General features: G+C 67.1%; 8 protein-coding genes. 1 reads left to right on the forward strand and 7 read right to left on the reverse strand.

Features of this window, described 5'->3' with window-relative positions; genetic code table 11:
• Positions 1–10 precede the first annotated feature (10 nt).
• Both HWX39_RS11875 and HWX39_RS11880 read right to left on the reverse strand, forming a co-directional pair.
• Positions 11–1,474 carry a metallophosphoesterase gene (locus tag HWX39_RS11875; RefSeq protein WP_175968268.1) on the reverse strand — a complete coding sequence of 488 codons (1,464 nt, stop codon included), beginning with the start codon at positions 1,472–1,474 and terminating at the stop codon, positions 11–13.
• 107 nt (positions 1,475–1,581) lie between these two features.
• The gene (locus tag HWX39_RS11880) at positions 1,582–3,648 is read right to left on the reverse strand and encodes a lipoxygenase family protein (RefSeq protein ID WP_175968269.1); all 2,067 of its coding nucleotides are present in this window, start codon (positions 3,646–3,648) and stop codon (positions 1,582–1,584) included.
• Positions 3,649–4,113: 465 nt separating this feature from the next.
• On the opposite strand from HWX39_RS11880, the gene HWX39_RS11885 reads away from it, so the two are divergent.
• A complete protein-coding gene (locus HWX39_RS11885) occupies positions 4,114–4,965 on the forward strand; it encodes a class I SAM-dependent methyltransferase (RefSeq protein ID WP_175968270.1) in 852 nt (283 codons plus the stop codon).
• Between the two features lie 109 nt (positions 4,966–5,074).
• Here the strand turns inward: HWX39_RS11885 and HWX39_RS11890 are convergent, their stop codons facing one another.
• From HWX39_RS11890 to HWX39_RS11910, 5 genes are all read right to left on the reverse strand, one after another.
• Positions 5,075–5,386, reverse strand: coding sequence for a hypothetical protein (locus HWX39_RS11890; RefSeq protein WP_175968271.1), 312 nt, complete (start codon positions 5,384–5,386; stop codon positions 5,075–5,077).
• A gap of 61 nt (positions 5,387–5,447) precedes the next feature.
• Positions 5,448–7,469 (reverse strand): BCCT family transporter, encoded by a 2,022-nt coding sequence (locus tag HWX39_RS11895; protein WP_175968272.1) that lies wholly within the window; start codon positions 7,467–7,469, stop codon positions 5,448–5,450.
• Positions 7,470–7,786: 317 nt separating this feature from the next.
• The gene (locus tag HWX39_RS11900) at positions 7,787–8,974 is read right to left on the reverse strand and encodes a porin (protein ID WP_175968273.1); all 1,188 of its coding nucleotides are present in this window, start codon (positions 8,972–8,974) and stop codon (positions 7,787–7,789) included.
• A gap of 103 nt (positions 8,975–9,077) precedes the next feature.
• On the reverse strand, positions 9,078–11,507 hold the full coding sequence (locus HWX39_RS11905) for a glycoside hydrolase family 31 protein (RefSeq protein ID WP_175968274.1): 2,430 nt from the start codon (positions 11,505–11,507) through the stop codon (positions 9,078–9,080).
• A gap of 27 nt (positions 11,508–11,534) precedes the next feature.
• Positions 11,535–12,806 (reverse strand): MFS transporter, encoded by a 1,272-nt coding sequence (locus HWX39_RS11910; RefSeq protein WP_175968275.1) that lies wholly within the window; start codon positions 12,804–12,806, stop codon positions 11,535–11,537.
• Positions 12,807–12,963: the final 157 nt, after the last annotated feature.

Here is a 12,963-nt window from a genome sequence, read left to right on the forward strand (position 1 = left end):
GCTCCTTCACTCACGGCGCAATGAACCCCGTCTTGTCGCACGCGAGCGTCGTGCCCGACTGGTTGCACGACGCGAGCAGCTTGCCGGCCGCCGAATATGCGTGGAACACCCAGCCGGTCGCCGGGGCGGCGCGGCGTTCCATGATCAGGAACCCGAAGCTGTTGTTGTGCGACAGCCGCTCGATCACGGCGCCCGGTGCGGGCGTCAGTCCGGCCGGGAACGGGTCGGGCAGCGCGACGTCGAGATTGTCGCCGCCGTTGCCTGACACGATCGTCGCCGGATGCCCGGACGAGAAGTTGATCGCCTGGAAATCGTGCACGTGGCCGTGCAGCGCGACGTGCACGCCGGGCGGGTAGTACGCCTGCGCGTTGAGGCTCGACATCACCGACTGCAGCGCGAGATTGCCCGGCGCGGGGGTGCTGCCGGCGATCGGCGCGAACGCGAGGATCGGATGGTGGTTCGTGAAGATCGTCGTCGTCATGCCGGCCTTCGACGCGAGCGCGGCGACCGTCTGGAACTGCTTCTGGTAGATGCCGAATTGCGCGTCGGTCGTCTTGAGCGGCGTGCGGCCGACCTTCGCGGTGTCGAACACGATCACCTGCGAGCCGCCGCCGAGCGATACCGCATAGGGTTCCGAATAGTTCGCGTTGTTGTCGTTGGCCGGATCGTCGCACGAGCGCGCGGCCGAATACGGGCGCGGATCGAGGAAGCGGAACCAGCCCTGGCCCGCCCGCGCGCATTCCTCGTGGTTGCCACGCACGACGACCCACGGCGCCTTCGCGAGCAGCGGGGCGGCCGGACGGAACAGGTCGGCCTGCCACGTATCCCAGCCATAACCCCACGGGCTGTCCTTGCAGCCGGCGATGTCCGGCGGGCATGCGTTCTCGCGATAGTGGTAGTCGCCGATGTGCATCACGAGGTCGGGCGACAGTTTCGCGACGCTGGCCGCGATCGTGTCGAGCGGCCAGACAGTCGCGTCGTTGCACGCCTGCCAGGCGTTGTCGGCCTTCTTCATGCGGCAGCCGGTGTCGGCGATGATCGCGATGCGTTGCGGCTGCGCCTTCGGCAGCGGCAGCGTGCGGCCCGCGACGCTCGCCGCCTGCGCGCCGGCCGGCAGCGTCATCTCGCAGACGGACACCGGGAAGCTCGACGGCTTCGAATCGGACGGATCGCTGGCGGTCGGCCGCTGCGCGAGGGTCGCGGCGCCTGCGCGCAGCGTCATGCGCGACAGTTTGCCGTCGACGGTCAGTTGCGGGCAAAGCGGATCGCTGGCCGAAGGGGGCGTGTAGTTCGTGATGACGCGCGCGATCGCCTGGTTCGCGTCGCCGATCTCGACCCATGCGGCCTGGACGTTGACCGACGCACTCGCCGGATCGGCCGGCGAATCGATGTGGTTCGAGCACGCGGACAGCGCCGCGACGAGCGCGAGCGACGCGATGCAGGCGAACCGCGCGAGGGAAAGGAGTCGTTGCATGGGGAGCCACCGTGGAAAAACCGACACCCTACGCAATGAAGATGTAATGAATATGAAGGCAAATCATCGGCGCCGGACGCCTGCATCGGGCGTCCGGCGCCGCCGCATCAGATGTTGGTGCTGGCCGGAATCCGGCTCGGCAACAGGTACGGATACGGCGTCGGCCGCGTCTGGTTACGCGTGTTGATGGTGGCTTCCGCCTGCTGCAGCGCCTGCTGGAAGCGCGACAGCGGGCCGCCGCTTTGCGCGATGCGCGGATCGGTGAGCAGCGGTGCGTACGGGAACGCATTGCTCTTGTACTGGCCGAGCTGCCGGTAATACACGCCGCCCAGCAGTTCGTAGATGGCCACCCGCTCGACGGCCGAGACCATCGGCGGCAGCATCCGGTTCCAGTTGTTCTGCGACTGGCCGCCGGCGCTGGTCGGCGCGGGGGCCGACAGCAGCGCCGACAGTGCCGGCGCGTAGGTGCAGAGGTCCGGCTGCGAGAAGTTGACGGCCGCGTGCTGCGCGCTGGCGTTGAAGATCACGAGCGTCAGCACGTTCGCGAGCTGCGCCCTCGACGTGATCGGCACGAAGCCCTTCACATGCCCGTTGCCGGCGACGTCGTCGACCCAGGCAGTCAGTTCGTAGTCGTTCGTCACGTCGCTGTCCGACGCGTAGTAGACGTTCACGTAATCGGTCGTCCACGCGTGGATCGCGTTCCAGATCAGCAGGCCGTCGTCGCGATACGGATAGTCGGGCAGCGTGACCGGGTTGTCGACCTTCCGGTTCGCGAGATCGGTCGGCAGCATGTGCGCGTAGAAATCGAATGCCAGCCGGTCGCTCGCGATGTCCTGCGCAATGGTCGGCATCGGCGCCGCGAACAATGTGTTGATGAAGCCGAGCGGCACGTTCGGCATCAGGATCAGCGCGGCGCCTTCGTTGATGAAGAGCGTGCCTTCGAAGTGCGGGGCGAGCAGCAGATACAGCGGGTGCGTCTGCGCCAGGTTGCGCCAGGTCGCCATCGCGAACACCTCGCTCACGAAGTGCGTGCGCGACAGGTGGACGAACATCTCGTGATAGTTCTCTTCCGCACACTGCACGACCGTCTTCGCCTGCTGCCACGCCCAGTAGGCCGAGGTATCGGACGGGGCGGCAGGCAGGAAGATCGGGTTCGTCGCCGGATCCTGGCCGCACTGGATCGCGACCGGAACCAGCGACGTGCCGCCCTTCGGGATCGCGAACAGCGCGATCGGCGCGTACGAATAGCCGGTGCCCGTCAGCAGCTTCGATACCGGGCCGGCGGTCGCGATCGTGCCGAGATCCACATAGTCGAGGAGGAACAGGCGGTTTTCGATGCCGGCGGTTGCGAGGTCGTCGGCCGCGCCCATCACCTGCCGGTACTGCGTGTCCGTCAGCGGGAACTTCGTCGGCAGGCTCGCGACGCCCCGGATCAGCACGGGGTTCTGGCCCGCGACCCGCAGGCGCGCGAACACGTCGTCGCGATGAAACGTGTTGGCGATGTCGGGCAGCGGAATGGTCGCGAACAGCGCCTTGTAGTTCGACTCGTTGCGCGTGGCGTCCTGCGCGGCGAATACCGTGTTCAGCTGCGGAATGATCGACTGGATCAGCGCGTTGATCGTTTGCAGCACGCCGAGCAGCGTCGTCTGGAGCGACGGGATCGTCACAGCGGCCGAACCGAGGTTCGGGTTCGCCGTCAACGCGTCGTAGCTCGATTGCGCGGCCGCGACGCTGGCGGCGATCGCGTTCAGCTGGTTCTGCCAGAGGGACGCGGCGGTGCCCGGCAGCGCGGCGATGAAGTTGGTGAGGATCTTGACGAGCGTGCTCGCCGCCAGCAGTAGCCATTCGACGGTCGGCAGGTCGTCGGCCGTCACCGTCGCGGCCATCGGAATGCCTGGGGCATTCAGGAAATTGCCGGTCCAGACGTAGTTCAGTTTCTGGGCCTGCGTGTACCCAGCGCGGGCCAACTGGCCGGCATAGGTATCGTGCTGGGGCAGTACCGGCGAGGTCGAAGGGGCCACCGTCGCGGCCACCGCGGCGACCGGGGCCGTGACTGTACCGACCACGGAGTTGATCCAGTTGCCGAGCCCGGTCAGGCCGGCTTTGGCGGCGAAAGGAACGGTGGCAGCTCCCGCCGCAACGGCGGAAGCTTTCAGTAAGTCGCGTCGTTTCATGAGTAATCAGTCCTCGTTTGAATCGGTTTATTTACGAATATTTCGACCCGGCCTACTTTATTTTTTTAGGATGGCTTATGTTTATTATTGATGGCGATTGGCTTGAATATGATGGGTTTATGTTCGATTTGGAAATTGCCTGATCCGGCGAAAAAATTGTCACATGGTAAAAAGGGTTTTGTCTTGGGGGCTTCGCGGATCTTGCATTGTTTAAATAAGTTGCCGGTGATTTGAAGAATGATGGTTGTCGTATTGGCAGTGACGCGTGTGAAAAATCATTGAGCGGATTTAATGACTCTGCAATGGCTGCAATCTTCGAGGAATTCGTTTGGTTTGAAACGCAATTGTCGGGACGCGTCGGCATGCCGCTTCGCCGGTCGGAAACCGCTTGACCTCAAGCCGGCTTGAAGTAGCACAGTGGGGGTCTCGCCCGACACGGGCTCACGGAACGGGAGGGCTTTCGAAATGAGTGAAGCGCACGACGCAAATCGAGATCAGGCCATGCTGTGGAACGGGCCGTCGGGCCGTGCATGGGTCGACGTGCAACCGATGCTCGACGGCATGTTCGCGCCCTTCGGGGCGTGGCTGGCTGACGAGGCCGTCGCGCTATCCGCGCGACACGTGCTCGATGTCGGCTGCGGCACGGGCGCGGTGACGGTCGACATTGCGCGCCGCATCGGGGCGGGCGGAACCTGTACCGGCATCGATGTATCGGCAACGATGCTCGACGCCGCGCGGGCGCGCGCCGCGCGCGACGCCGTACCGGCGCACTTCGTCCGTGCGGATGCGCAGACCCATGGGTTCACGCCCGGAAGTTTCGACCTGATCGTGTCGCGCATGGGCGTGATGTTCTTCGACGATCCGGTCCGGGCCTTCGCGAATCTGCGGCACGCGGCGCGGCCGGATGCGCAGATGCGGTTCGTCGCATGGCGCAGCGCGGCCGACAACCCGTTCATGACGACGGCCGAGCGGGCCGCCGCGCCGTTGCTGCCGAACCTGCCCGCGCGGCGGCCCGGCGCGCCGGGGCAGTTCGCGTTCGGCGACCGGCAGCGAATTGCTGCGGCGCTGTCGGACAGCGGCTGGGCCGACGTTGCGATCGAGCCGGTCGATATGGCGTGCGCGCTGCCCGAACCCGCACTGGACGACTACATCGCCCGGCTGGGCCCGGTCGGGCTCGCGCTGCTGGAGACGGACGACGCGACGCGGCGGCGCGTGATCGGCACGGTGCGTGCCGCGTTCGAACGCTACGTGCACGGCGCGCAGGTGCGCTTCGACGCGGCGTGCTGGCTCGTGACGGCACGCGCGCCTTCCGCGTAATGCGTGGCAATCGAGGCGGATCGAGAAAGGGGCGTCTGCCGCCCCTGTACATTGCCGCTCGCGCACGACGAAACCGCGCAGCGAAACTTCGCCGCGCGCCATGCGGGAGTCAGCGTTTGCGCGCGCGCAGCATCAGCCACGCGCAACCGCCGGCGACCAGCACGAGGCCCAGCAGGACGGACTCGACGCCGAGCGCGAAACCGGGCGGCATTTCCCCGCTGTTCGGCGCGGGCGACAGATTGCCGCCCATCGCGACGGCCCCGCCGGCCAGCAGCGCCATGCAGACGATCCAGTAGACCTTGCCGCGCGGCGCCGCGGCCCGGATCCGCCACAGCGCGATGCCGGCCCCGCCGAGATAAAGCACGGCGAGCGTGCCGAGCGCGACGAGGTCGGTGGAGCGGCTTTGCAGAAACCCGCTCATCGCGTGGCTCCGTCGATCGCGCCGCAGGGGGGCCGCGCGGTCAAGGCTCCGGCGGACGTGTTCATTCAGCCTCCGTCGCGTGCCCCGGCGCGCGGCTCAGCAGATGCGTGCGTTTGTCGGCCGCGAGCGACACGTAGCGTTCGTACTGGCGCAACACGTCGGCAATCACTTCGTCGCTGCGCAGGTATTCGACGTCGTAGCCGAGCCGCCCGTCCTCGAAGAACGTGACGATCCCGTAGACGTGTGCCCGCTCCGTTTCCGGCTCCGCCGCCTCGCGCACGAGGAACGCCGCCGCGGATTTCACCGTCACGCGCACGCCATACACGAAATCGCGGTGGTCGGCGGTCGGCACGGTGAGGCGCACGGCATCGTCGCTGTCGCGTTGCACGTTCGCATCGACGCCGCTCGCGCGCAGCTCGTCGGCGACTTTGCGCAACGCGGGCTCGACCGTCTCGGCAACGAACTGGCGTGCCTCGGCTTCGGTCGTCTGCCGCAGGATGTGGGTCAGGCGGTGGCGCCAGTGCTGGCCGGTCCAGAAGCTCGTCGCGGGGGCGACGTCCTGCGAATAGTGCACGCGGTCGGCGGCGAGCCCGCGCCACAGCCCGTAGCAGAGCGCGATCATGATGATCGCGACCGGCAGCGCGGCGATCAGCGTCATTGCCTGCAATGCGCCGAGCCCGCCCGCGACCAGCAGCACCGCGGCCGTCACGCCCAGCAGTGCGGCCCAGAACAGCCGTTGCCAGACGGGCGAGTGCGCGTTGCCGCGCGTCGCGATCTGGTCGATCACGAACGCGCCCGAATCGGCGGACGTCACGAAGAACACCGCGATCAGCACGATCGCGACGATCGACAGCAGTTGCGGCATCGGCAGGAAGTCGAAGAAGCGGAACAGCAGTGCGTCGACATTGGTGGCCGTTTGCGCGAGCGCGCCGGCCGCGCCGTGCGTATCGAGCCAGATCGCGCTGTTGCCGAACACGGTCATCCACACGAGGTTGAACGCGGTCGGCACGAGCAGCACGCCGATCACGAACTGGCGGATCGTGCGGCCGCGCGAGATGCGCGCGATGAACATGCCGACGAACGGCGACCACGACACCCACCATGCCCAGTAGAGGATCGTCCAGCCGCCGAACCAGCCTTCCTCGCGCGGCGGTGCGTACGCGTACGTCCTGAAGGACAGGTCGACGAGGCTCGACAGATACTGGCCGATGTTGTCGCCAAGCGCACGCAGCAGGAACGCCGTCGGGCCTGCGACGACCACGAACGCGAGCAGCAGGAACGCCAGCAGCAGGTTCAGCTCGGACAGTCGCCGCACGCCCTTGTCGAGGCCGGTTGCGGCCGATACGCCCGCGAGGATCACGACGACCGCGACGAGCCCGATGCGAAACAGGTTGCTGCCGGTGTCCCAGCCGGCGACGGTATGCAGGCCCGCGCTCAGCTGCATCACGCCGTAGCCGAGCGTCGTCGCGATACCGGCGACCGTGCCGACCAGCGCGAACGCGTCGACCGTGTGGCCGATCCACCCGTTGATGCGCTCGCGCAGCACCGGATACAGCCCGGAGCGCAGCGTCAGCGGCAGGTTGTAGCGGAAGCCGAAGTACGCGAGCACGAGCCCCATCAGCCCGTAGATCGCCCACGCGTGGAAGCCCCAGTGGAAGAAGGTCATCAGCATCGCTTCGCGCGCGGCGGCGGGCGTGCCGGGGTCGACGGTCGGCGGCTTCAGGAAGTGCTGCATCGGCTCGCCGACGCCGAAATACATGAGGCCGATGCCCATGCCGGCTGCGAACAGCATGGCTGTCCACGATACGAAGCTGAATTCGGGCTCGGCATCATCGGGGCCGAGCCGGATGTTGCCGAAGTCGCTCGCGGCGATCAGCACGAGAAACACGAGGAAGCCGGTGACGGCGAGTACGTAGAACCAGTCGAAGCGCGCGATGACCCATTGCTGGCCGGCGGAGAACAGCGCGCCGGCTTCGCTCGGGCGCAACGCGCACACGACGAGCAGCGCGCCGATGACCGCGAGCGCGGGCAGGACGACCTGCGGCTTGAATGTCGTGCGGGGCGAGGGACGGGAATCTGGCATGGCGGGCATCCAGTTGTGGGCGCAACAAGGCGCAACGCCGCCCGGCGCGCGGGTTGCGCGTCGGACCCTGATACGGCGTGCGTCGAGTGTACCGCGGTGTCAGGACTGCAAGAAGGGGTATGCAGAAGAGATAAGCCTGACGAATTGTAAGGTATTGAGGGGATCGAGAAAACCCGCGGGGTTCGCCCGGCGGGCGAACCGGGCGCCGAAAACGCCGTGGCGGACGTGGGTCGGGCGCCCGGACGGCACGCGTGGAATGCGAGAAAAGCGTGTCGCCCGGGGCAGCGGCAGCGCGCCGATGGCGCTGCCGTGGAGGTTCAGAAGGTGACGGCGATGCCGGCCATGCCGACGAACTGGCCGCGCGTCGTCGACGGCGTGAGCTGCTGCGAATCGCCGACGATCGGTGCCGCGTCGATGACGTGGCCGGCGCCTTGCGCACCGAGCGTCTGTCCGCTCGAATGCGTGTATGCCTGCAGTGCATAGAGTGTCGTGCGCTTCGACAGGCTGTACGACTCCTTCAGCGAATACTGCTGGTAGCGGGCCGCACTGTTGATGCCGTTCGCCTTCGACGCGAGCGTGTATGCGAACGCGCCTGCCACCGAGAACACCGGTGTGAAGCGGTACGCGGCGAGCGCGCCGTAGGTGTTGAACACGGCCGTGTCCGTGAACGCGGAGCCGTTGCCGGGCAGGTACTTCACGTTCGAATAGTTGACGCCCATCGTCAGGTCGCCGAGCGTATAGTTGCCGGCCGCCGCGACCTGCTCCACGGCCTTCGCGGTCAGGTAGCCCTGGTTCAGTACGGACACCGCGAAGCTGCCCGAGGCGGCGGTCGCCGGATTCAGGAAGCCGGCCGACGAGCCCGAGCTGTTGATGCGCAGGTAGCCGGCCGCGACGCCGATCGGCCCGTTCGCATAACGCAGCGCGGCGCTGAACGTGTTGCCCTTGCCGGTCGCGCCCGCAATGCCGCCGAATGCGTACATCGCGCTTGCGGTCAGCCCCGCGAAGGTCGGCGACGTATAGGTAACCGAATTGTTCACGCGGATCGTCGTGTCGAGGCCGTCGATGTCGCCCGGATGCGCGCCCGTTGCGCCGGTCAGCCAGCTGCTCGACGCGTACGGGCCGACGAACAGGAAGTAGGGCGTGTACTGGCGGCCGGCCGTCATCGTGCCGTAATGATCGTTGCGCAGGCCGACGAATGCCTGGCGGTTGAAGATCGTGCCGGCGGCGGATTGCGCGCCGGTGTTCAGGTTGAAGCCGGACTGCAGATCGAAGATCGCATGCGTGCCGCCGCCGAGATCCTCGTCGCCGCGCAGCCCGAACTTCGACGCATACAGGTTGCCGTCGCGCATGTAGATGTTCGAGTGGCCCTGCTGGTTGTTCACGTACGCGAGCGAGTCGTCGACAACGCCGTACAGCGTCACGCTGCTCTGCGCGTGGGCGGCGGTCGTGCCGAGCGATGCGGCCGATAAAATCAGGATTGCATAGCGGTTGACGGGTGCTTTCATCGTCGAATCTCCAGATCTCTTCATCTTTTCAAGGTGGGCGGGAGGCTTGGTCGCCTCCTCTGTGACGGGCGGCGGGCCGCTTGAACGGCCCGCGTTGCCTGGGTCATGCGGTTCGGTTGTCGAATACGACGACGAGGCGGCGCCATGCGCCATCCTGCGCATCCTGCTCGACGCGCGCGCCGCGCACGGCGACCGGGCCTTGCAGCGACGCGGGCAGCAGGATCTCGACGCGATCGGCCGGGCGCGCCGGGCGGCCGTCCCAGCGCACCGCTACGCCGAGCGTGCCCGACGCCTCGCGGCCGGTCTCGATGCGCCACAGCCCGTATTCGCCGTCGCGCCATGCTTCCGTCTCGCCGTCGTCCTCGACGCATTCGCCCTGTGCGACGCCGTCCTCGATGCGCGGCGCGACGAGGAAGCCGCGCGTGTCGGCCCGCGCGCCGAAATGCTGTTCCGCGACGTTCAGCGGCAGCACGCGGCCCTCGCGCAGCAACATCACCGGCGTGTCGAACGGCGCGGGCAGCGTCACGCTCGTGCCGCCGTCGAACGACAGCGCGCTTGCGCAGCACATCCAGCGCGCGCCCGACGGCAGGTAGACGGTGCGCGCCGTCAGGCCGGGATCGACGACCGGCGCGACGAGCAGCCCGTCGCCGAGCATCATCTCGTCACATTCGTCGTAGCAGCGCGCATCGCCGGGGAAATCGGCGAAGGTCGGCCGCAGCACGGGTTCGTAGCGCGTCGTCGACAGCCACAGCAGGTGATAGAGGTAGGGCAGCAGCCGGTAGCGCTGCTTGATCAGCGACGCAATCTGCTCGGTGATCTCCGGGTACATCCACGGCTCGTTGACGGTGCCGTCGTCGTTCCACGAATGGATGCTGAAGCGCGGCATGAATATGCCGAACTGCACCCAGCGCAGCAGCAGTTCCGGCGACGGCGCGGGCCCGGAGAAGCCGCCGATGTCGTGACCGATGTTCGACACGCCCGACAGCGCGAGCCCCAGGCCCATCTTCAGGTTGTAGCGCAAGGTTTCCCACGACGTGTAGTTGTCGCCGGACCAGGTCTGCACATAGCGCTGCATGCCGGCGCCGCCGGAGCGCGACACCAGGAACGGCCGCTGCGCCGGCGCATGCGCGCGCTGCGCGTCGCGCGACGCGCGCATCATCAGCATCGTCTGCAGCACCTTCGCCTCGCGCGCGGGGAACGGCTGGCCGAAGCCGTGTGCGATCGCGTCGGGCGACCAGATCTCGTATTCGTTGTTGTCGTTCCAGGTCGACTCGATCCCGTATTCGAGCAACGCCGACGTGACCTGCTCGCGCCACCAGCGGTATGCGTCGGGCTGCGTAAAGTCGAGATATGCGCCGACTTCGTCCCAGAACTGCACCCACGCAGGCTCGCCGGACGCCGAGCGGATCAGCAGCCCGCGCTTTGCGGCGTCGTCGAATGCGGGATGGTCGCGCAGCAGGCACGGCTTGATGTTCGCGCACAGGCGAATGCCGTGGTCGCGGTAATGCTTCACGAAGCCCTTCGCGTCGGGAAACTTGTCGCGGTTCCAGTTGAACACGTAGCGCTTCGCGCCGATCGACGTATAGCCCGACGACAGGTGGAACGAATCGCACAGGATGTCGTGCGTGTCGCACTGGTCGACGAACTGGTTCATTTGCTGCTGCGCGTCCGGCGCATCGGTGTAGCTCATCGTCGAGCCCGAATAGCCGAGCCCCCATTTCGGCGTGCGCGCGGGGCGCCCGGTGAGCCACGTGAAGCGCCGGGCGGCCGCGAGCGGCGTATCGGGCGATGCGATGAAGTAGTAGTCGAGATCGCCGTGCTCGGCGACGAAATAGCGGTACGGGCCGTGATAGTTGTCGAGCTCGCGGCCCATGTCGAACGAGCAGTCCGACAGCGTGTCGTAGAACAGCCCGAACCCCTGGCATGCATCGGGCGACCACGTGATGTAAAACGGAATGTGCTTGTACAGCGGGTCGGTGTGCTTCGCGCTGTAGCCCATCGCGTCGATGTTGCGCATCTCGAAGCGCGCGCCGGTGCGGTCGAGGTCGCCCGCGCGTTCGCCGAGGCCGAACACCTTGTCGCCCCGCTCGCGGGCGACGTAGTGATACGCGCGGTTGTCCCACCAGCCGAAGTTGTACGCCTGCGTCGCGCGATCGGCGAGCACAACGCGCCACGTGCCGTCCGCGCCGCGCATCGACCACGTGCAATGGCCGCCTTGCCGGCGCACCACGACGCGAATCTGCGCGGTCTCGATACGCACGCCGTCGTCGTCTTCGACGAGCGTATAGGCGGGCAGGGCGAAGCCGTCGAGGTCGAGGCGGTCGCGCCCGTCGAGCGGCACGTCGTCGAGGCCCGGTGCGATCGACCAGGTGCGCGGGTTGCGCGCCGTCGCGTCGGGCAGCACGCGCACCCGCACGATGTCGTCCTCGAGCACGAAGATCTCGACGGTTGCGCCCGCCTCGGACGCGAGCAGCACACGGTTCGCGTGCTGATCGGCGACGCGGAACACGGGCGGATGAAGAAGCGAAGTCATGAATGCGATTTCCTATGAAAGCGAAGGTCAGGCGTGCCGTGCGAGCAGGCGTTCCTGCTTCGACTGTCCGCGGATCAGCACCGCGAGCAGCGTGACGCCGATGATGTCGAACAGGCCGAGGCATGCGAACAGCGGCGCGTAGCCGATCTTGTCCGCGAGCGCGCCGACCAGCAGCGAGAAACCGAGCCCGCCGATCCACGCGGCCATCCCGGCGAAGCCGCTCGCGGTGCCGACTTCCTCGGAATCGAACACGTCGGCCGACAGCGTGTTGACGAGCGCGGAGATCATCTGGTGCGCGAAGCCGCCGACGCAGAACAATGCGATGGCCGTGTACGGCGACGCCACGAGACCGATCATCGCGGGCCCGAGCATCAGCACCGCGCCGAGCGCGACGCCGGCGACGCGCGACCACACGAGCGGCAGTTTGAAGCGGTTGGCGAGAAACGGCGACAGGTAGCCGCCCGCGATGCCGCCGGCGTCGGCCGCGAGAAACGGCATCCACGCGAAGATCGCGATCTGCGTGAGCGGCATGTGGCGCTCGGTCGCGAGGTACAGCGGAATCCAGAAGCTGAAGGTCTGCCAAGCGGGCTCGGCGAAGAAGCGCGGCAGCGCGATGGCCCAGAAGCGCCGCGCGGTGACCACGTCGCGGATGCGGCGCTTCGACACGGGCGGCATCGTCGCCTGGCCGTCGCGGATCAGCGCGCGCTCCTGCGGCGTGATGCGCGGATGATCGGCCGGCGACCGGTACTGCGTGTACCAGAGCGCGGCCCACGCGAAGCCGAGCGCGCCGGTGACCATGAATGCCGCCTGCCAGCCGAACCGCATCGAGATGAACACGACGAGCGGCGGCGCGATCGCGGCGCCGAGCGACGTGCCCGCGTTGAAGTAGCCGACCGCGACCGATTTCTCGCGATCGGGAAACCATTCGGCAACCGCCTTCATCCCCGACGGAATCGCGGCGGCTTCGAACAGGCCGAGGAAGCCGCGCAGGATGCCGAGCGACAGCCAGCCCGACGCGAAACCGTGCGCAACGCCGACCACCGACCACAGCATCGCGAACAGCGCGAACCCGAGCCTCAGCCCGATCAGGTCGACGACGAAGCCGCACACGGGCTGCATGATCGTGTAACCGATCTGGAACGCGCCGACGATGTACGAGTACTGCTGCGTCGAGATCGCGAACACCTGCTTCAGCTCGGGGGCGAGGACCGCGAGGGAATTCCGTGCGAGGTAATTGAGGATCGTGCCGAGACACACGAGCACGATGATCCACCAGCGCAACGCCTTGACTGTCTTCACTGCTGTCTCCTGTCGGGCAGGGCCGGCGCGTGGCGCCGGCCCGATCCATGACGACCATCCGTTCGGGTGGCCTGTTTCGCTTTATTTGTACGATGTCCGATCTTGGTGGGCGCCAATTTTCCCGGTTTGAGCCGGGATAGCGTCGTTCAAGTGAACA

This window comes from Burkholderia sp. BCC0322 (genome assembly GCF_902833045.1).
GTDB lineage: Bacteria > Pseudomonadota > Gammaproteobacteria > Burkholderiales > Burkholderiaceae > Burkholderia.

What these genes read in the sequence shown, in the direction of transcription:
- HWX39_RS11895 (WP_175968272.1), bottom strand. Translation starts at nt 7,469, where the DNA reads ATGCCAGATTCCCGTCCCTCGCCCCGCACGACATTCAAGCCGCAGGTC.
- HWX39_RS11875 (WP_175968268.1), bottom strand. Translation starts at nt 1,474, where the DNA reads ATGCAACGACTCCTTTCCCTCGCGCGGTTCGCCTGCATCGCGTCGCTC.
- HWX39_RS11890 (WP_175968271.1), bottom strand. Translation starts at nt 5,386, where the DNA reads ATGAGCGGGTTTCTGCAAAGCCGCTCCACCGACCTCGTCGCGCTCGGC.
- HWX39_RS11880 (WP_175968269.1), bottom strand. Translation starts at nt 3,648, where the DNA reads ATGAAACGACGCGACTTACTGAAAGCTTCCGCCGTTGCGGCGGGAGCT.
- HWX39_RS11905 (WP_175968274.1), bottom strand. Translation starts at nt 11,507, where the DNA reads ATGACTTCGCTTCTTCATCCGCCCGTGTTCCGCGTCGCCGATCAGCAC.
- HWX39_RS11885 (WP_175968270.1), top strand. Translation starts at nt 4,114, where the DNA reads ATGAGTGAAGCGCACGACGCAAATCGAGATCAGGCCATGCTGTGGAAC.
- HWX39_RS11900 (WP_175968273.1), bottom strand. Translation starts at nt 8,974, where the DNA reads ATGAAAGCACCCGTCAACCGCTATGCAATCCTGATTTTATCGGCCGCA.